9 protein-coding genes and 1 riboswitch are annotated in these 20,137 nt (G+C 69.2%); of the genes, 6 read left to right on the top strand and 3 right to left on the bottom strand.

The features are described from left to right. The first annotated feature begins 37 nt into the window (after positions 1-37). A riboswitch (ZMP/ZTP riboswitch) is annotated at positions 38-121 on the top strand. 27 nt (positions 122-148) lie between these two features. After that, positions 149-1,006, top strand: coding sequence for a bifunctional 5,10-methylenetetrahydrofolate dehydrogenase/5,10-methenyltetrahydrofolate cyclohydrolase (locus G6045_RS21215; protein WP_165333618.1), 858 nt, complete (start codon positions 149-151; stop codon positions 1,004-1,006). A gap of 103 nt (positions 1,007-1,109) precedes the next feature. On the opposite strand, the gene G6045_RS21210 is transcribed toward G6045_RS21215, so the two are convergent. Further along, on the bottom strand, positions 1,110-1,952 hold the full coding sequence (locus G6045_RS21210; RefSeq protein WP_165333617.1) for a hypothetical protein: 843 nt from the start codon (positions 1,950-1,952) through the stop codon (positions 1,110-1,112). A gap of 185 nt (positions 1,953-2,137) precedes the next feature. Here G6045_RS21210 and G6045_RS21205 point away from each other — a divergent pair, with 185 nt between their 5' ends. The 5 genes from G6045_RS21205 (at position 2,138) to G6045_RS21185 (ending at position 10,221) form a co-directional block, all read left to right on the top strand. After that, positions 2,138-4,585, top strand: a complete 2,448-nt coding sequence (locus G6045_RS21205; protein WP_165333620.1) for a polysaccharide lyase 8 family protein — start codon at positions 2,138-2,140, stop codon at positions 4,583-4,585. Positions 4,586-4,731: 146 nt separating this feature from the next. Next, a complete protein-coding gene (locus tag G6045_RS21200) occupies positions 4,732-7,164 on the top strand; it encodes a polysaccharide lyase 8 family protein (RefSeq protein ID WP_165333616.1) in 2,433 nt (810 codons plus the stop codon). A gap of 139 nt (positions 7,165-7,303) precedes the next feature. Beyond that, entirely contained in the window at positions 7,304-8,227 is a 924-nt protein-coding gene (locus G6045_RS21195) for a hypothetical protein (protein WP_165333615.1), read from the top strand. A 111-nt stretch (positions 8,228-8,338) separates the two neighbouring features. Then, positions 8,339-9,115 carry a hypothetical protein gene (locus G6045_RS21190; protein ID WP_165333614.1) on the top strand — a complete coding sequence of 259 codons (777 nt, stop codon included), beginning with the start codon at positions 8,339-8,341 and terminating at the stop codon, positions 9,113-9,115. Between the two features lie 53 nt (positions 9,116-9,168). Then, on the top strand, positions 9,169-10,221 hold the full coding sequence (locus G6045_RS21185; RefSeq protein ID WP_165333613.1) for a hypothetical protein: 1,053 nt from the start codon (positions 9,169-9,171) through the stop codon (positions 10,219-10,221). A 21-nt stretch (positions 10,222-10,242) separates the two neighbouring features. Here the strand turns inward: G6045_RS21185 and G6045_RS21180 are convergent, their stop codons facing one another. Together G6045_RS21180 and G6045_RS21175 are read right to left on the bottom strand one after the other, a co-directional pair. Beyond that, positions 10,243-10,716 (bottom strand): hypothetical protein, encoded by a 474-nt coding sequence (locus G6045_RS21180; protein ID WP_206343998.1) that lies wholly within the window; start codon positions 10,714-10,716, stop codon positions 10,243-10,245. A 117-nt stretch (positions 10,717-10,833) separates the two neighbouring features. Further along, a complete protein-coding gene (locus tag G6045_RS21175) occupies positions 10,834-19,869 on the bottom strand; it encodes a golvesin C-terminal-like domain-containing protein (RefSeq protein WP_165333611.1) in 9,036 nt (3,011 codons plus the stop codon). Positions 19,870-20,137: the final 268 nt, after the last annotated feature.

Raw genomic sequence — 20,137 nt, 5'->3', positions numbered from 1 at the left:
ACCCCCACCCCACCGCGACCGCCCCGTCGATTACCCTGAACGTGGCCGCGACTGGCGCAAAAGGTGGAGCACCACCGGGGAGCGGCCGGAACCAACGCTGCCGCGCGCCTGGGCGATCGAGACCGCACCCGACGCTCAGGAGCACCCCATGACCAGCACCCCCCGCACCGCCCGCTTCATGGACGGCACCGCCCTCGCCCGCGAGATCGGCGACCGCACCGCCGCACGGGCCGCCGCACTCACCGCGCGTACCGGCAAGGCCCCCTGCCTCGCCACCGTCCTCGTCGGCGAGGACCCCGCCTCCGTCACGTACGTGAAGATGAAGCGCAACCGCTGCGCCAAGGCGGGCATCGAGTCCCGCCATGTGGAGCTCCCCGCGGACATCACCACCGAGCAGCTCGTCGCCACCCTCACCGAGCTGTCCGAGGACCCCGACGTGCACGGCATCCTGCTGCAGCACCCGGTCGGCGAGCACATCGACGAGCGCGCCGCGTTCGAGGCGATCGCGCCCGGGAAGGATGTCGACGGCGTGACCATGACGTCCTTCGCCGCGATGGGCTTCGGCCTGCCGGGCTTCGCCTCCTGCACGCCGGGCGGCATCATGCGGCTGCTCGACGCGTACGGCGTGGACCCGACCGGCAAGCGCGCGGTGGTCGTCGGCCGCAGCGCGATCCTCGGCAAGCCCGTCGGCCTGCTCCTGCTCGGGCGCAACGCGACGGTGACGTACTGCCACTCGCGTACGACGAATCTCTCCGAGGTGATCCGCGAGGCGGACATCCTGGTCGCGGCGGTGGGCCGTCCTGAGTTCATCCGCGGCGAGGACATCAAGCAGGGCGCGGTCGTCATCGACGCGGGCTACAACCCGGGCAACGTGGGCGATGTGCACTTCAACTCGGCCGCGGAGCGCGCGAGTCTGATCACCCCGGTGCCGGGCGGTGTCGGCCCCATGACGATCGCGGTGCTGCTCGAGCAGACCGTGGACGCGGCGGAGCGGCAGACCGCCTGAGCCGAACGCCCGTGAGGGGCGCGGGAGTCGACACCCCGCGCCCCTCGGGTGCGTCGACTCCCGCGTCCCTCAGGTGCGTCGACTCCCGCGCCCCTCACCGCACTCAGCGCAGCTCCTTCAGCGTCGCCTTCGCATCCGCGACCAGCCACTTCTCCACGTCCTCGGCGGACGGGACCTTGCTGTCGCCGGACGACGAGGCGCTGTAGTCGCTCCAGCTCATCCGGAAGGTGAACCAGCCCTCGCGGACGTTCACCTCCATCCGGTTGAGCTCCTTGTCGGTGTCGCCGGTCTCCGTCGTCAGCCACGCCTCGTCGCCCATGCCGTCGAGCCGCGTCACGACGGTCTTGGAGCCCTCGTAGTCGTAGTCCTCGTTCGACTTGGCGAGGTCCGCGTACTCCTCCGAGGGGTCCGTGGCCTTGTGCCAGGTGGCGTTGTAGGTGATGTACGTGCTCGAGTACTCGTCCGTGGACTCCTTGTCCTTCAGGTCGAAGCTGCAGTAGCTCTGATCGACCGTCGGCCGCTTCGAGGAGTACTTGGTCTCGTCGTTCTTCTCGGTCCCCTTCTCGTAGCGGCCCTCGAAGGAGGACAGCTGGGCGACCGAGCACAGATCCTTCTCGTACGCGTGCCCGCCGAAGTCACCGCTCGCCCACAGCGTGCCCGTGGCGAACAGCGTTCCGGCCCAGGCGGCCGAGGCGAGCACGACGCCGCCGATCCCCCAAGCCCAGCCGGGAATTCCCTTGCGCGGCGCGGGCGTCGGCACCGGAAACTGGGGCCCGAACCCGGGCGGGCCGGCGGGCGGGCCGCCCTGCGGCGTCTGCTGCGGGAACGGCGGCGGGGCCTGCTGCGCGTACGGATTCTGCTGGACCGGAGCCTGCGGAGGCTGGGTGGACGGCTGCTGATAGGGGTTCGGCTGCGGCGCTCCGCCGGGTCCGGGTATCGAAGACATAAGGGGAATCTATCCGCCGGGACGGGCAGTTCATGCGCCGGGCCGATGGAGCAGGAACCCGAGGGACTGAACGATCGAAACGATCAACTCAGTGCGAACTATTGAGCGTTTGAGCGCTTGCGTGTTAGAAACCGCTTGCTCCTGCCCCCCGTCGTACGTCCCTCCGGAGTTCTCCCATGACCGCACTGTCGACGTCCTGGTCCCGCCGCGGTTTTCTCGCCACCAGCGGCGGCACTGCGCTAGCCCTCGGTCTCACCGGTACGTTCACCGCCGGCAGCGCACAGGCGCTCACCGGCGAGGCCACCGCCGACGACTTCGCCGCGCTGCGCGCCAAGTGGCGGACGCTGATCCTCGGTGCGGGCTTCAGCCCGACCGCGGAGCCCTTCAAGTCGAAGCTCGCCACGCTCGGCACGAACGCCAAGGCCAACTGGGACACCATGGCCCCGGCCGACGGTTCGCTGTGGCCCGGCATGGTCTACAAGGACCCCGAGCCGGACACCGACCAGGAGTCGTACGGCTTCTCCAGCCAGATCCAGTCCAGCTTCGGCAAGCTCTACACGATGGCCGAGGCGTACGCGCAGCCTGGCTCGGGCCTGACCGGCGACGCCGGGCTCAAGGGCGCGGTGATCACCGGCGTCGAGCACCTGTACACGCAGGTCTACAACGAGAACCAGGCCCGCTACGGCAACTGGTACAACTGGCAGATCGGCGCCCCGCAGTCCCTGATGGACATCGCGGTGCTGCTCTTCGAGCACTTCACGGCCGAGCAGATAGCCAAGTACTGCCGGGCCGTGGACCACTTCGTGCCCGACTCCGTGATGGACAAGTACACGGGCACGTCCACCGGCGCCAACCGCGTGGACCTGTGCCGTTCGATGATCCTGCGCGGCATCGTCGGCGGCAGCGAGCAGAAGATCACGCTCGGCCGTGACTCCCTCTCGCCCGTCTTCCCGTTCGTCACCACGGGCGACGGCTACTACGCCGACGGCTCGTTCATCCAGCACACCTCGATCCCGTACATCGGCGGCTACGGCGCCGTGCTCAACGACGGGCTCGGCCGGCTCTTCGCGCTCCTGCGCGACTCGGCCTGGCAGGTCACCGACCCGGGTGCGCAGCAGTTCCTCGACACGGTCGAGATGGCGATCGCGCCGTTCGTCTACAACGGCCTGATGATGGACAACGTCTCCAGCCGCGGCGTCACCCGCGGCCTGGTCGCGAGCGACCCCTTCCAGCTGCCGCAGGACGACCACAACCGCTCGCACGGCGTGATGGGTTCGATCGTGCTGCTCGGCAAGGGCGCGAGCCCCGAGCAGCAGGCCCGCTGGAACGCGATGGTCAAGGGCTGGATGCGCCGCGACTACTACGGCACGGCCCTGGAGAACCCCAAGCTCAGCCTCCTTCGTACCTCGCAGTTGTACGAGCTGGAGGCCGACGACGCGATCAAGCCGGCGCCCGAGCCGGTCGAGCACCGGGTGTTCCCCAACATGGACCGCCTCACGCACCGCCGCCGCGACTGGGCCGCCTCGCTCAGCATGGCCTCGACCCGGATCTCGCACTACGAGACCGGCAACGGCGAGGGCCTGCGGATGTGGCACACCGGATCGGGCTGGCTGCAGTGGTGGGGCGCCGACCACGGTCTCGAGCAGTACGCGGACCACTACTGGCCGACCGTCGATCCGTACCGCCTCCCCGGCATCACCGTCTCCAAGAAGCCGCTGACCGACGGCCAGGGCGGCGACTGGGCGGGCCCGAGGCCGGACTTCGCCTGGGTGGGCGGGGTCACGGACGGCGAGTTCGGTACGACGGGTCAGCAACTGCGGGGCATCTTCTCGACGATGACCGCGAAGAAGGCCTGGTTCTGGCTGGACGACACGGTCGTCTGCCTCGGCGCCGGCATCAGCTCCGCCGACGGCGCGGGCGTGGAGACGGTGGTCGACAACCGCAACCTCGGCGCCTCGGGCGCGCCCCGGCTGCTGCTCGACGGCAGTGCGCAGCCCACCACGCAGGGCTGGAGCACCAAGCGCGCGGGCACGAAGTGGGCGCATGTCGCCGGGCACGCGGGCTATGTCTTCCCCGGCGGTACGACGCTCAACGCGCTGCGCGAGGAGCGCACCGGTGCGTGGAAGGACATCAACCGGGGCAGCTCGCCCAAGGCGTTCACCCGGCGCTACCTCACGCTGTGGCAGGACCACGGCACCGACCCCGCCGACGCCTCGTACGCGTACGTGATGCTGCCGGGCGCGAGCGTGGCCCGCACCGCCGCCCGCGCGCTGGACCGCGACTGGCTGGAGATCACCGCGAACTCCCCGCAGCAGCAAGGGGTCCGGGTCCCGTCGCTCGGCTTCACCGGAGTGAACTTCTGGGAGGCCGGGACGGTCGGCAAGGTCACGGCGAGCGCGCCGGCGTGCGTGCAGATCCGTGAGAAGCGGGACGGCACCGCGACGATCTGCGTCTCGGACCCCTCCCGTACGGTCACCGGCCTGACGCTCACCTGGAAGCGGCCGGTGAAGTCGGTGACGAGCAAGCCGGGCGCCGTGACCTCGGTGGAGACGGGCCGCGAGCTGAAGCTCACCTTCGGTGATCTGAGCGGCAGTTACGGCGCCACGCACAAGGTGCAGGTGCGCACCGTCTGATCATCGAGGCGGGACTCGACCTCTTGTGACGCGTGGTGGCGTCGGTGTACATCGAAGTACGCCGACGCCACCGCGCTCTGTGCACCACCCGGCCACTCCCCCGCTCCTCCACTCCCCCGCTCCTCACTCGCCCTCCGGAGACCGCAATGACGCGATCCTGGTCCCGCCGCACGTTCCTCGCCACCACCGGCGCCGCTTCCCTGGGCGCGTTCGCGCTCGGCGTCCCGCTGTTCACCGGGATCGCCCACGGCGCCACGGAACACGACACCCTGCGCGCCAAGTGGCGTGCGCTGCTCCTCGGTTCGGGCTTCAGCCCGACCGCCGAGCCCTTCAAGTCCAAGCTCGCCGAACTGGGCACGAGCGCGAGCGGCTACCGCACGAGCATGGCCCCGGCCACCGGCTCGCTCTGGCCCGATCTGGTCTTCGCGGACCCGGAGCCGGACACCGACCAGGACTCGTACGGCTACTCGGGCCGGATGGCGGAGAGCTACTACCGGCTGCAGACCATGGCCCAGGCGTACTGCCAGCAGGGCACGGGCCTGACGGGGGACGCGGCGCTCAGGACGGCGATCCTCACCGGGCTCGACCACCTCTACGCCCGGGTCTACAACGAGAACCAGGCCCGCTTCGGCAACTGGTACAGCTGGCAGATAGGCGCCCCGCAGGCGCTGCTCGACACCTGCGTCCTGATGTACGAGCACCTCTCCGCGACCCAGATAGCCAACTACTGCCGGGCCGTGGACAAGTTCGTACCGGACTCGGCGGTCGCCACCTACACGGGCACCTCGACGGGTGCGAACCGCGTCGACCTGTGCCGAGTCCTCATCCTGCGCGGCGTCGTCGGCGCCAACTCGGCGAAGATCGCGCTCGGCCGGGACGCGCTCTCGCCCGTCTTCCCGTACGTCACGGGCGGCGACGGTCTTTACGCCGACGGCTCGTTCATCCAGCACACCACCGTCCCGTACACCGGCAGTTACGGCTCCGTTCTGCTCGGCGGGCTCGGCATGCTGTTCGCGGTGCTCGCCGGGTCGACCTGGGCGGTGACGGATCCGAAGCGGCAGATCGTGTTCGACGCCGTGGAGAACGCGTGGGCGCCGTTCGTCTACAACGGCCTGATCATGGACAACGTGTCCGGACGCGCGATCAGCCGGGGCATCTCCGCCACCGACCCCAAGGCCGTGATGCAGAGCGACCATCTGCGCGGCCACGCGATCCTCGCCTCGATCGTGCTGCTCGCGGAGGGCGCGAGCGCCACGGAGAAGGCGCGCTGGCGCGGTCTGGTGAAGGGCTGGATCCAGCGCGACTACTACAGTCCCCCGCTGCAGAACCCGTCGATGAACGTGGTGAGCCTGTCCCGGCTGCACGCGGTCGCGAACGACTCCGCCGTCACCGCCCTCGCCGAGCCCACCGGCCACCGGCTGTTCCCGAACATGGCCCGCGCGACGCACCGCAGACCCGGCTGGGCCGCGTCGCTCAGCATGGCGGACAAGCGGATCACGTACTACGAGACCGGCAACGGCGAGAATCTGCGCGGCTGGCACACGGGCTCCGGAATGCTCTCCTGGTGGGGCTCCGACTACGCCAACGGGCAGTACAGCGACGCCTTCTGGCCGACCGTCGACCCGTACCGCCTGCCGGGCATCACGGCCTCGCGCAAGGTGCTCGCCGACGCGGCAGGCGGCGACTGGGGTGCGTCGATGCCGGACGTCAACTGGGTGGGCGGCGCGACGGACGGGCAGCGGGCCTCCGTCGGCCAGTACCTCAGGGGGCTCCAGTCCACGCTGATGGCGAAGAAGTCGTGGTTCTGCCTGGACGACGCGATCGTCTGCCTGGGCGCGGGCATCAAGTGCACGGACAACGTCAACGTCGAGTCCACGGTCGAGAACCGCAACCTCGGCCCCGCCGGCAGCAGCGGCTTCACGGTCGACGGCACGCTCAAGCCGGCCACGTATCCCTGGTCCGAGACGCTGACCGGTGCGAAGTGGGCGCACATCGGCGGGCACGGCGGCTATGTGTTCCCCGGCGGTGCGACGGTGAAGGCGCTGCGGGACTCCCGCAGCGGCAAGTGGAGCGACATCAACAGGGGCGGCTCGACGACCGCGCTCAACCGCAAGTACCTCACCCTGTACGTGGACCACGGCTACAACCCGACCGACGCGTCGTACACGTATCTGCTGATGCCGGGCGCGACCACGGCCCAGACCTCGGCGCGGTCGGCCGACACCGCCTGGCTGCAGATCCTCGCCAACACCAATGACCAGCAAGGTGTACGGGTGCCTTCGCTCGGCTTCACCGGCGTCAACTTCTGGTTCGGCGGGACGGTGGGGGCGCTGACCGCGAGCGCACCCTGCTCGGTGATGATCACGGAGAAGTCCGACGGTACGGCGGTCATCTGTGTCAGCGATCCGATGCGGATGCAGACCGCCCTGACACTGACCTGGAACCGGGCCGTCGCCTCCGTGACCTCCAAGCCGGCGACGGTGACCTCGGCGACCACCGGGTCCCAACTGAAGCTGGTATTCGGCAACTTGAGCGGGACGGCGGGTGCCACACAGAAGGTGACGGTGAAACTGGGGTGACCTGGCCGCGTCCGGCGGGTGTCCGGGACGCCACGGTTGCACCACACTGGGAGGCGGCCGAACGCCGGCCGCCTCCCGGGCGTCCTCGGGGTACTCCGCCGCGCGCCGGCGCGCGGCCCGCCGCCTCCTGGGGGACCTCATGCGCACCGCCATCGTCCGCCGCACCGTGCTCCTGCTGCCCCTCGCCCTGGTGGCCGCGCTCGCGGCCTGCGGCGACGAACGGGCCGGCGGCGCCGGCGACCGGTCCCGGATGTCACCGCCGGCCGCGTCCGCGGCCCCGCACCCGAGGGCCCAGGAGGTCGCCGCCGCCTGGAGCGGCTCGGGGGCCGCCGAGCAGTGGGCCGCCGGGTACCACCCGATGAGCCCGATCGTCCAGCTGCCCGATGGCGGCTTCCACAGCGCCGCGGACCGGCTCGCGTACGGGATGCAGAGTGCACGACTGGACGGCGAACTGCCCGCCACCGCACCGCCGTCGGGCCAGGCGCGCTTCGCCGACGGAACCACTCTCACCCGGCCGCACATCCCGGCGCGGGCCGCGTTCCGGGGCCTGTTCGGCAGCTTCGACGACAAGCATCACCTCACGGTGACCGGCGTCGAACCGGGCCGGATGACACTGGAGTCGAGCCGCGGCCCGGTGACCGTGCCCGCGTGGCTGTTCACCCTGAAGGGATACGACACCCCGCTGAAGCGGGCCGCGCTGGATCCGTCGAAGCTCCCCGAGCCCCCGATCGGCCCGGCGCGCGGCCTTGACCCCGGTGAACTCGGCCAGGTGCAACAGGTGCTGAAGTTCTCCGTCGACGCACGCACGCTGACGGTGCTCTCGACGCATGGCGACTGCGACGACGGGCCCCGGGTCGCCGTGTTCGAGGACGGCGACAGCGTGGTGCTCTCCGGTTCCGTGGCCGGGGTGAAGACCGACGGCCCCTGCACCACGGCGCTGCGGATCAAGAAGGTGACGGTACGGCTCGACCGCCCGGTCGGCGACCGCGTCCTGCTCGACGCCTCCACCGGCCGGCCTGTGCCGTACGGGGAGGGGTTCGGTCGTTCGCCGACCTGGAGCTGACCGACACGGCCCGAAGTTGACCGGTGGTCCGGCATGAGTACGGCTACTCATGCCGGACCGCCGCGTTCGCGCGACCATGCCCGCAGGAGCCGGCGGAGCCAAGGGGGCGTCATGGGCAAGGTGTTGGGGGCATTCGTCATCGCGGGAGCGGCAGTGCTCGCGCTCGTCATCGCCTACGCGGTGGGGGCGCCGCCCGAGCTCGTGCTCGGTGTCGGGGCGGCCGTCCTCGGCCTGCTGTGGTTGCTTCTGCTGCTGACCGCCCCCTGGAACCTCTACTTCCGCGCGCACACCGTCCTCGCCGAGATCGCGATCAGCCGCGAGAAGGGGCTCGCGGTGCCGGAGGAGCGGGACACCGAGGCCCGGCGGATCGCCCGCATGATGCTGCGGGTGGCCGTCGCCGGACATGTCGTGACGGCCGCCGTGGTGCTCGCCGCGGGCCTGGCCGCCGGCCGTGCCGCCGGTTACTGGGCCGCGGGCTTCTTCCTCCTGAGCACGGCGTTCCGCCCCGCGGGCGCCTACTTCTCCCAACTGCGCGGCAGACTCGGCCTGTTGCTGCGCGACGTGAAGTTCCCGCGGGACGACGTGGCCGAGTTGCGGATCCGGGTCGACCGCTCCGTATCCACGACGAAGCTGCTCGAGGAGAAGGCCGAGGAGCAGTACCGGGCCCTGGCCCAGCTGCGCGGCGCCGTCGACGCCCTGGGTCACTCGGTCCACCACCGCGCGGACGAGGCGGACCGCCGCTACGCCGAGCTGGCCCGGGAGTTCGAGGACAAGGTGAACCGGCTGTCGGACAACGAGGAGCTCATCGTGGGGCTGAAGGCGTTCCTGCGGTTGCTGCGGGCGCAGGATCCGGCGGGGCGATCTGCGGTGGAGGGGCCGGCGGTGTAGGGGGCCGACGGTTTCGGGGCCGACGGTTGAGGTGTCATGGCAGCATGCACGCCATGTCCACCCCCATACCGGCCCGCCTCGTGGCCGAGGTCCCCACCCCGTTCGCGCCTGGCACCGCGGACGCCCCGTTCGTCCTGCACTCGGGAGGACGTCGGCGGGTCGTGCAGCGCGGCGATGCCCGACTCGCGGTCCTCGACGTCGAGTCGGGTGACATCCGGTCCTTCCCCACCCCGTGGCCACGGACCTTCGGTACGGTCACGCTCTCGCCGAACGGTGACCTCGCCGTGTTCTCCGGGCTGCACGCCGTGCGAGCCGTGGACGCCTCGGGGGCGACGCGCTGGGAGGTGCGGCACGGGTGCTGGTCGGCGCGTGAGTGCACTCTGGTGCACGACTCGTTCGCCGAGTACGCGAACGACGAGGGTCACGACTACGCCGACTCCGGCTCGGCCGCCTTCCGCGCGGACGGAAAGCTGGTCTGGGCCCACGTACGGCAGGCGCAGGCCTGGGCCGACGAGGAGTGGCTGGTCCTCGACGCGCTCGACGGAACGGTCCTGGGGCGGGCCGGTACGGGGACGGTGGGGTCGGGCTCGTTCTCGTCTCCCCATCCGCACGGCCCGTACATGGGACTGTCCGTGGGCGAGGGCGACGAGGACTCCCCCGCCCTGTGGGGTCATTGGGACGGGACGCGCCTGACCTTCGAGCGCATCGACGGGGTGCTCATCCAGGACGTCTCCCCCTCGGGGCACGACTTCCTCTGCACCGACCCCGGGCAATGGGCCCTGTACCTCCACGCCGCCGCCGACGGCGCGGAGACGAACCGCCTCGACGCGGTGGACGCCGTGCCGCCGGCACCCGGTGAGGACACGGTGGAGTGGGATTACGAAGGCGCGTACCCCTACGAGGACGGCGCCGTGGTCGGCACGGAGGGCGACTGCGAGACCCCACGCCACTGGCTGGTGGATCCGCGCACCATGTCACTGCGCGGCCGGATCGCCTACCCCGCACCCGTCTTCGGCAGCCCCCGCCCGGCGGGTCCGGGTGTGTGGTGGACGGCGGCGGACGAAGGCAGGGCGGTGCGGCTGTGGACCCTCGGGGCCGAGCACTGACGTGCCCGGCCGTGAACTCGCTCAGGCACCCCACCGCTTGAACACCTGCGGCGGTACGTACGCAGCGGGCCAGACGTCGATCCGGATCCGTTCCATCGTGTCCTCGGACTCGTCGGAGTCGATGTCCGCCTCGACGGCCCGCGCCAAGTTGTACTTCTGCACCCGGATGCGGAGCGGCCCCGCCGGGACGTCGAGCCGGGCGGCGTCCGGCCCGTAGTCCGTGCAGCCCATCACCACCAAGCGGCCGGACGGGATGTCCAGGCCGGCCTCCACGACGTGGTCGAAGGACGAGACGTCGAGCTCGGGCGGCTCCGCGGCGAAGTACACCTCCACGTCCACATCCACGTTCACCTCGGTCCGGATCCCGCAGGTCGAGCCGGCGACCGCGATCCGGTCGGCCAGCGTCTGCTCCGTCCAGGCTGATTCCAGGCTGCTCTCGGACGCCTCGTCGGTGAGAACGAGCTGGTGGTAGTCGGCGAACAGGCGCAGTTTCATACGGGCCACCCTAACGACGGTGTGATCATAGAAGAAGAGCCCCCGAAGCGGTACGAGACCGCTTCGGGGGCGAACCGGCGGCAGCCGCCGGTCAGTTGGTGCACATGCTCACCGGCACTACGGAGTGCTGGAGTCGATCACCTTGATGAGGACCTTGGTCCCGTCCGGGTACGGACGCAGCAGGTTCCCGATCCGGGCACCCGAACCGCCGTTGTCAGGTCCGTCGATCGCCCGGACACTGGCTCCCGTTCCGCCTTCCTTGAACATCGCCGGCGGGTATTCGTCGAGCTGCTTGCCGGGGACCTTGCGGTGACCGCGCAGCGAGTCCTTGCGGTTCTGCTTGGCTCCGCCGCGGTTGATGGTCAGCACGCTCGGCTGTCCCGCCGCCTGCGCGTCGAGGATGTGCTGCGCCGACTCGGGGTGCGTCGCCTTGTCGATCTCGACGACGACCGGACATGCGGGGTTGGCGTTGTGGACCAGGACGGATGTGCCGCCCGCCGCCACGTAGTACGTGTGGACGCCTTGGACCGTCAGGTTGTAGACCTGCGCGGGCCGATGGGCCACATCGACCGCGGTGACCTGGACCCAGCTGCCGGATCCGGTCCGCAGCCACATACCGGCTTCGAGATCGCCGGCCTTCGACCAGCGGCCGAAGTCCGGCAGCCAGAAGAGGTGGGCGGCGGTCGCGGTGATCTTGCCGGACTTCGCCTTTCCGTTCTTGCCGTCCGCGTCCACCGTGAGCGTCACCAACGGCTCACCCGTCGCATGGCTGCGGGTGTCCGTCACGAGACGCGCGGCCGTGTCACCGGTCTCCGCGTCCGTGCCGAGCACCTTGTCGCCGGGCTTCAGCGCCTCGATGTTCTTGGTGCTGCCGTCGGCGAGAACCACCTGCGTGCCCGCCACGAAGCTGTTCTGCACGGGGCAGCTCTCGGCTTCGGGCTTCTTCGCCGGGGGTGCCTCCGGGTCGTCCTTCGGCTTCGTTGAAGGAGCGTCCGGCTCGGCCTTACGGGTCGTCGCGGCAGCGTCGCCCGCGTTCTCCGCCGCCTTACGGGCGTCGTTCGCCGTGTCGGCGGCGTCGAGCCCCTTCTTGGCGTACTTGCCGGCCTTGACCGCCGTGGCGGCGTAACCGACGAAGGGGATGGCGGAGCTCATGGACAGAGCGGCGTCGACGTAGTTGCCCTCGGCGGCGTACCAGATGCCGTTGGCGACGTCGGCGACCTCACCGACCACCGGGATCAGACCGACCACGTCGAGCGCGGCGTGGCCGATGTCCGAGAGCGACATGCCGAACAGGTGCCCGTCGAGTTCGACGAAGCTGATCGGGTTGCCGCCCGCGAACGCGTACCGGTTACCGGTGAACGGGTCGGTGGCCAGGGACATGTCGTCCAGGGCGCCGCTGTAGGAGTCCCGGGTCAGGAAGCGGTTCAGGCCCGGGTCGTAGTTGCGGAAGCCCATGTCGTACGTGCCGGATTCGCTGTCCCAGCGCGAGGAGTTGAAGCGGAAGGAGTTGTAGTCCTCCTTCTCCTCACCGCCCTCGCCGGGGGCGTCCGCGCCCGTCATCTGGGCGTCGTCGTCCTTGCCGTACGCGGTGTAGCCGTACGTGGCGCGGGTGTTGCCGTCCTCCTTGGTGATCGCCTCGATGTCGCCGCGCGGGCTCGTGACGTACTGCGATATCTCCTTGGCGCCGTCGTCCTTGTGCTTGATCTGCGTGGCACGCTGACCGCCGGCGAGGTACTGGTAGTCCTTGTCCGCCTTGCCGTCGACCGTCTCCCGAAGAAGCGTGGTGTCGAGGCCGAGGTAGGTGAACGCGGTCGTCTTCCCGTCGGTTCCGGTGGTGGTCTGGGAGACTGTCCGGTCGAACGGGTCGAAGGCGTACGAGGTGGTCACCGCGGCGGGACCGTTGCCGGCCCGGGTCTTCACGGTGCGGTCGAAGCCGTCGTAGTAGTACTTCTGCTGGGTCTGCCCCTCGGCACTGACGGTGTCCAGGCGGCCCAGCGGGTCGTAGTTGTAGGTGGAGGTGACCCCCGAGGTCGTCGTGGACAGGAGCCGGTTGCGGTCGTAGCGCTGCGCGGTCGTGGCACCGCCCACGCTCTGCTCGACGACGTTGCTGTTGCGGTCGTAGCGGTAGGTCTCGGTGGCGGGATCGTCACCGGCCTTGTCGACCTTGGTGATCCGGTCCTGGGGGTCGTAGGTGTAGGTGTAGGTGTTGTCGATGTACTCCGCGTTGTTGTCGGCGTTCATCAACTTCAGCGTGTCCTTGGAGCGGTGCCCGTTGAGGGAGTACTCCAGGTCGTGCTGAGCGACGACCTTGCCGCCCGACGCCTTCTCCAAGGACTGCTTGACGGAGCCGTCCAGGAAGTACTGCATGTCGAGCGTGTTGCCGTTGGGCTTGGTCTGCTTGAGCAGCTGGCCGCGCCCGGTGTAGGTCATCGTGGTGATCTGCTGATCGCCCGCGGTGGGCGTATCGGCGTTGGTCACCTTCTTGACCAGGTCGCGCTCGTCGTACTCGATCTGCGTCCAGGTGGCGTCGTGCGTCGACGTGACGGGGTTGCCGTTCACGTCGTACGTCAGCGCCGTGGTGTTCTTCACCGCGCCGCCGTCGGTCTCCTCGACCTTGGTGATCTGGTTCAGACCGTCGTACGCGATCTTGTACGTGTCGATCTTCGCGCCCGGTGAACGGTCGAGGACCTCGACCTTGTTGCCGTTCGCGTCGTACTTGTAGGTGAAGTCCTTCTTCTCCGTGTCCGTGTCACCGGAGGTGGAGCGCACCAGCTTCACCGCGTCGGCGACCACCGTGCCGTTCGCCTGGTCGGTGAGCGTGACCTTCTGCGGGCCGTCCTCCACGAAGGAGTAGGAACCCAGAGAGATCCACTCCCCCGAACGCTGGCTCTGGTCGACCGTCTTGGTGGCGCTGCCGCCGTCGTGGTCGACCTTGAACTTGGCGTCGGTCGCCGCACCCGTCATCGCCGAATGGCGGACGAAGACCTCGTAGCTGCCCTCCTGCGGGATGTTGAGCTGCCACGAGAACGACGCCGACCCGTTCCCTGCGGGGTGCGAGTAGGTGTCGTAGCCGTACTGCTTCTCGCCCTGCGTCTGCGCCCAACTGCCCTGGATCGCGCGGTTGTTGAAGTCCGAGCTGTCCACCAGGACCACGTGCTTGCCGACCGGGACGCCGTCGTCCGACTTGCCCTTCTCGTTTCCGGACGGGTAGTAGTCCCAGGTCATGGTGCGCTGCTGCGAACCACCGGCCGAGGTCAGCGTGTTGGCGGTCTGCTGGCCCATCACGTTGTACTCGTAGGAGGTCGTGATGTCCCACGGGTCCTTGGTACGACGGGTCCAGCCGTTGTCGAAGTACGCGTACTCGGTGACGTTGCGGACCGACTGCCCGTCCGACGGAGGCGCGGACACCGAGGCGAGGTTTCCGACCTCGTCGTAGGAGTAGAACGTGGAGTCCGCGGTCGCGTAGCCGGCGTCGTCCCTGTCGAAGGGCGAGCGCTCCTCCCTGACCCGGTTCAGCTCGTCGTAGACGGTCTCCGCCGTGAAGTCGGTGGCGTCGTCCGTGGTGGCGACTCCCCGCGGCGTGATCGTCTTCGTCTGGTTGCCGACCTGGTCGTACTCGTAGCGCGTCGTCTGGTGGACGACGTTGCCGGACCCGTCCTCGCGGACCGGGGCCTTGTACTCGACCAGATCGCCGCGCTCGTCGTACGTCGCCCGGGACTCGTTGCCGTCGGCATCGGTCTCGGCGACGACCAGACCGTCCAGGTCGTACGTGGCCGAAGTGGACCACTCGAGCGCGTCGATGGTGCGGACGACCTGGTGGTTCCGGTCGAACTCGTACTTCGTGGTGTAGTCGTCCGGATCCGCCGTGGCGTGCTTGCGCGGGTCCACGACCTTGGTGATGTTGCCGACGCTGTCGTACGTGGAGGTGTACTTGCCGCCCTCCGCGTCGATCACCTCGACGGGCTGGTACACCGCGTCGTAGCGGGTGACCGTGGTGTAGTCGCCCGCGGTCGCGGTCTCGTTGCCCTTGGGCTCGGTGACCGTGAGCACATTGCCGACGCGGTCGTACGTCCGCGTGGTCCGGCGCGGGGCGTCGCCCGCCTCGTCCCCCGGCACCGCGCTCTCGAGGAGCTGGTCCGCCTTGTCGTAGACGGAATCGGAGACCGCGGCGTTGGGCGCCGTGACGCGGGTGATGTTGTCGTTGGCGTCATAGACCGGGGCCGGGGTGACGATGAACTCGCCGGCGGTCTGGTCCTTGGGCTCCTTCTTCTCCAGCGGCCGGCCGAAGACGTCGTAGGTCTGGGAGACCTCCGCGCCCTTGGCGTTGACGACCTTCCTGACCTTGCCGCGTTCGTCGTAGACGAAGCGCGAGTCCTGCCGGGAGGCGTCGTTGATGATCTTCGGGAAGCCGACCGGGTCGTACTCGGAGTACCGGGTGTCGTGCCCGTTGGCGTCGATCTCCCGGATGACCTGGCCGTAGGCGTCGTACTCGGTACGGCTGGTGTAGTCGCCCTCGACATCCGTGGTCGCGACGCCCTTGGGGTCGGTGACCGAGGTCAGATTGCCCTTGGTGTCGTAACCGAACTGGTGGGTACGGCCCTGCGGCGACTTCTTCCGGAACAGGTCGGCTATGTGCCCGTCCAGACCGTACGCGTAGGTGAAGGTCCGGGCCGCCGTGCCGTTCTTGTTGGCCTCGGCGTCCTTCTTCTCCAGCGGGTAGCCGGTCTTGGCGTCGTAGACCCAGGTGGAGACGGCGCCGTTGGCCTCCTCCAGACGGGTCACGTTGTTGTCGGTGTCCCAGCCCATCTTGCTGGTTTCCGACTTGGCGTTGGTGAACTCGGTGACCCGGCCGTAGCCGTCGAGGGTCTGGAGCGTGGCGTTGTTCTCGGCGTCGGTCACCGTGGACTTGATGACCGAACCCGCCGAGCCGTCCGGATCCGCGTAGGCGTACTTCGTCGCCCCGCCGAGGCGGTCCGTGACCGTCTGCGTGTTCCAGTGGAACTTCGGGTCGTCACCCTCGCTCGGGTAGTAGTAGTCGAGCGAAGTGCCGTTGCCGCGCGGGTCGGTGACCTTGACCAGCTTGGCGTTCTTGTTGCCCTGCTCCATGTCGTACGTGAAGCCGAACACCTTCGGCTGGGACGAGCCCACGCCGTCGGTGAGCTTGGTGAGCAGGCCCTTGTCGGAGTACTCGAAGGCGACCTTGCGCCCGGAGATGTCCGTCATCGACTTGACGTGGTCGATGATCTTCGGGCTGTTGGTGTCGGCCTTTGTGTAGTACTCGACGGTGAGCGACTGGCGCTGCGCCGGGTCCTCGATGTACGTGAGGAACTTGACCGGCTTGTTGTTCGACTTGCGCTCGGCGTAGGTGTACGTCTGCGTGTTGCCGTTCTTGTCGACGATCGACGTCAGATAGCCGTCGCAGTCGAAGAAGAACTGGGTGCGGTCCGGGCGGGTCAGCGACCACGCACGCGGGTCGCCGTCCGAGCTCGGCTTGCAGTCCACGCCCGCGCCCTGGCGCAGCAGGTAGTGCACGCCCGCGGGCGCGCGCCAACTGCCGTCGTCCTGCTTGCGGAAGACGTGCGCGGTGCCGTCGCCGTCGGGGAGGGTGACCTCCGTCGGGTTCGGGTTGGGGTGGAAGTCCAGCGCGGCGCCGAGCCGCAGCGGCATGGCGAGCTGCGCCGACCAGCCGTGGCCGAGCACCGTGTCGGAGGTGTCCTGGGAGTTGTACGCGAACCGGGCGAAGGTGCCGATGCCGCGGCCTGGGTTGTTGAACGCGTTGTACTGCCAGACCGTGTTGCCCGCGTACAGGTTCGTCATCAGCGACGAGCCCGCGCCGGTGTTCTTGCCCGCGTACGAGTAGAACTTCTCCAGACCCAGCTGGTTGGAGGGCGGGTCCTCGGTGCGCACGTTCTGGGCGAGCGGCGCGATGGACTCCGAGGCCGACAGCCAGGTGTTGTTCGCGGTGTTCTTCAGGTCCCACTTCAGGACGTACTCGAGGCGCTTGTTGCCCGAGTCCGAGTTGATGGGGGCCTTGAGCTTGGCCGGGACGGTGATCGAGTCGCCGGGCAGCACCTCGGTGGCGAGCTGGGTGGCCAGCTGGTTGCCGCCGGTGGTGGCGTCCGTGCCGTCGGGCAGCGACCAGGTGTACGACAGGGAACGCTGCCCCGCCGGCCAGGTGCTGGTCGTGGTGTTGGTGAGGGTGACGTCGACCGTGTACTCGTCGCCGGGGATCATCCGCGCCGGGGTGTACGGCGAGAAGTAGGTGTTCTCCGTGGACTTGGACAGGTAGGTCACGACCAGCTGCGGCCGCAGCTGGGGCTCCTCGGCCTCCGAGGACAGGAACATGGTGCGTTCCTGCGGTCCGGCGGCCGACTCGTCCTTGAGGCGGACGGCGACACCGTGGTTGCTCGCCGGGTCCGCGACCCACTTCTGGGCCAGGGAGGTCAGCGACCAGCTCTGGCGCGCCGGGTCGTTGGTGACGGTGCCCACCGTGTCCGAGACGGCGGCGTCCATGTCACCGCCTGCCGCGGTCCAGTTGGTGGTGGCGTTCGCCTTGGTCCAGCTGGCGGCGGACTCGTCGAAGTCGCGGGTCAGACCGCGGGCTTCGTAGATCGCGCCGTTCGTGCCGGTCGAGGTGGTGAAGCCCCACAGGTCGAGCTGTGCGTCGAGCACCCGCGCGCCCGCCGGGATGGCTTCGGCGCCGGGGAAGTCGAGCAGGGCCCGAGTGGTGCCGTACGTACCGGAGTTGTTGCCGACCGAGAGCCACGACCGCTGGAGACCGGACTCGGAGATCGTGTCGTGTCCAGTGGCGGGCTGCGCGGAGGACAGCGTGGTGTCGCTCTGTCCGCTCTGCAGCACCACGGTGGTGCGGCCCGCCTTGGGAAGCCGTACGAGCTGCGTGGTGGACGGCAGCACACGGCCGTCCTTCAGCTTCACGGCGACCATGTAGTAGTAGGCGTTCCCGAACGGGTCGGCGGAGTCCGCCGGTGTCGGTGTCGCCGTGGTGTCCGTGAAGGCCCGCAGGTCCTTGGAGACCGGCGAGACCATGGTCTGCCAGGACGGCGTGAAGCGCTGGAAGACGCTGCGGTGGACCTGGTACTCGACGATGTCGTCGCCGACGTTCGCGGCCGACGGGTCGGTGTACGCGGGCCAGTTCAGCTCCGCGCCCGTGGAGTGCACGGTGCGCGGCGGGTCGACGTCGACGCCCTGCGTGCCGTAGGTGAGCACGAGCTTGGGGTAGTTGGCGATCTCGCCCTTGTACGCGTACTCGGCGGCCTCGTAGCGCGGGCCGCCCTTGGGCGCGGTGGCGGACTCGTCGCCGGCCTTCACCACGAAGCCGTTGTTGGCGTAGGTGCCGTCCAGCCACTGCTGCACGGTCTTGGTCACCGCGAAGCTGTGCCATGTGTTGCTGACGTCGGGCCGCTTGGTGACCACACCGCCCTTGGTGAAGCGGACCGCGTCCGCGAGCACCGTGGTCGACGTGGACGCGGGACCGTCACCGAGGACGACCTTGCCGGCCGTGCCCGCCTTGAACGGGTGCGAGCCGAGCGTCTTCCACTCGCCTTCGCTGCCCGTCTGCTGGTTGACGGTGTACGCCTTGCTGCCGCCGCTGTAGTTCACGGTGTACGGGGTGTTGGCGGCGCGGTCGGAGGCCGGGACGTAGTGCACGTCGACCTGGTAGTTGCCGTCCTCGGGGAGGTTCGGCTGCCAGGAGTACGTGTCGCCCGCGGTGGCGTCCTTGTTGTAGCGGTAGTCCAGACCGTGCGCGTACTGCGTGTACGCGGTGTTGGTCGAGGACGGCCAGGCGCCCTGGGCGGCCGTGGTGCCCGCGTCCCCGTCGTCGACGAGGACCGAGGTGCCGGACAGTTCGCCGGTCAGGTCCTTGGCGTTGTTCCAGGTCGCACCCGTCTCGCTCCAGGGGCCGGTGGCGCGGTGCGCCTCCAGACCCACCTCTTCGGAGCCGGTGGTGTGCGTCTGGTCGTAGTAGAGCTTCAGCTCGGCGTTGTCGAGCTTGGTGCCCGCGGGGATCCCTGCCAGGCCGAAACGCAGCAGGGCACGGCTGGATCCGGTGGCGGTGTTGCCGACCGAAAGCCGCCAGCTGCCGTCGTAATTGTCCGCCGGACCGTCCGAGGAGATCATGACGTCCTCGGACTGCGACGGGGTCGGCGCGATGGTGATGGTCGGGTCGACCGTCACGGGGTACTGGCGCGCGTCCGCCGTCAGCCACTTGGAGTCCGGCCGCAGACTCACCGCGTACGAGCCGTCCTTGCCGGTCAGCTTCTGCTGTACGGCGTCGGAGGACTTGGTCCCGTACGGCGAGGACGCGTCCTTCTTGGAGTCCGTCATGAACGGCGCGGGGATGACCAGTTCGGGCCGCTTCGGCCCGGCGCTCTCGCTGTAGAGCGCGATGCTGCCGTTGTTCTGCGCCTTGGCCTTCAGACCGTGGGTGTCGAGCGTGAACTCGTAGACCGGAGCGGTGGAGGGCCGCTCGCGCAGGACGATGCCCTCCTTCACGCTGCCGTTGCCGACGGTGTACTGGAGGTCGGCGCCTTCACCGAAGGCGTTCTTGTACGTGACGGTGTTGCCGTCGGTGACCGGGGTCAGCTTCTTGGCGGCCGGGTCCTTGAGCCCGAGGGACACCCAGTGACCCTCGTCGAGCTCGAAGCGCACCAGCTCGCCGGGGCGTGAACTGAAGTACGTACGGGCCAGGTTGGTCGTGTTGGCCTTGTCGAAGCCCTTGCGACCGGTGTCGGTGACCTCGGTGTCGATGGCCTTCCAGGAGCGCTTCTCGCCCTCGCCCGTGGGGTACGCGTCGGGCACGGACGCGACCTCGGACTGGATCCGCCCGTCGGACAGCTGCCAGTAGCGGGCGTGCGGGGTGCGGCGCTCCTTGAGCTCCTTGACCCGCTTGGGCTTGGCCGCGGCCTTGCCCTTCGGGAGGCGCTCACTGGCGGCGACGTCGGTGTCCGGGAGGCTCGGCGGGTCCGCCGGCTCCTCGTCTCCTTCGCTCAGGCCGAGGAAGTTCTTGATGCCGGATGCGAGTCGTTGGGTGTCCGGCGGTTGCGCGAACGCGGGTGTCGCGGGTGCGAGGGCGGTGACCACCGCCAGCACCACAGTCGTGGCCAGGAGCCGTTTGGCTCTCGGTCTCTGCATCGGTTTCCCTTCGCGAAGGAACCAAGGACCAACTGCCGGACGGCAGTTGGCGGGCGAGACCTTGTACACCGCCGCGTGATGCGCATGTCAACCGATCGGCGAAAAGGCTCACCTCGCTGCAAAGACAGGAAAATCAGGGTGAGTTGGGTGCGAAATCCGGCCACGCCCGCCAAATGCCCAGTTTGACCGACAACTTGACATGCACTGGTCGGTGGCCCTTGGATCTGGCGTCGTCGCACCGGCGAAGGGCCGTGCCGCCTCAGGTGGA

Origin of the sequence: Streptomyces mesophilus, from assembly GCF_011044995.1 — a bacterium.
Classification (GTDB): Bacteria; Actinomycetota; Actinomycetes; order Streptomycetales; family Streptomycetaceae; genus Streptomyces; species Streptomyces mesophilus.
The sequence above is the reverse complement of the archived record's forward strand: the minus strand, read 5'-3'. Positions and strand labels throughout refer to the sequence as shown.

What these genes read in the sequence shown, in the direction of transcription:
- G6045_RS21215 (WP_165333618.1), top strand. Translation starts at nt 149, where the DNA reads ATGACCAGCACCCCCCGCACCGCCCGCTTCATGGACGGCACCGCCCTC.
- G6045_RS21210 (WP_165333617.1), bottom strand. Translation starts at nt 1,952, where the DNA reads ATGTCTTCGATACCCGGACCCGGCGGAGCGCCGCAGCCGAACCCCTAT.
- G6045_RS21200 (WP_165333616.1), top strand. Translation starts at nt 4,732, where the DNA reads ATGACGCGATCCTGGTCCCGCCGCACGTTCCTCGCCACCACCGGCGCC.
- G6045_RS21195 (WP_165333615.1), top strand. Translation starts at nt 7,304, where the DNA reads ATGCGCACCGCCATCGTCCGCCGCACCGTGCTCCTGCTGCCCCTCGCC.
- G6045_RS21190 (WP_165333614.1), top strand. Translation starts at nt 8,339, where the DNA reads ATGGGCAAGGTGTTGGGGGCATTCGTCATCGCGGGAGCGGCAGTGCTC.
- G6045_RS21185 (WP_165333613.1), top strand. Translation starts at nt 9,169, where the DNA reads ATGTCCACCCCCATACCGGCCCGCCTCGTGGCCGAGGTCCCCACCCCG.
- G6045_RS21180 (WP_206343998.1), bottom strand. Translation starts at nt 10,716, where the DNA reads ATGAAACTGCGCCTGTTCGCCGACTACCACCAGCTCGTTCTCACCGAC.
- G6045_RS21175 (WP_165333611.1), bottom strand. Translation starts at nt 19,869, where the DNA reads ATGCAGAGACCGAGAGCCAAACGGCTCCTGGCCACGACTGTGGTGCTG.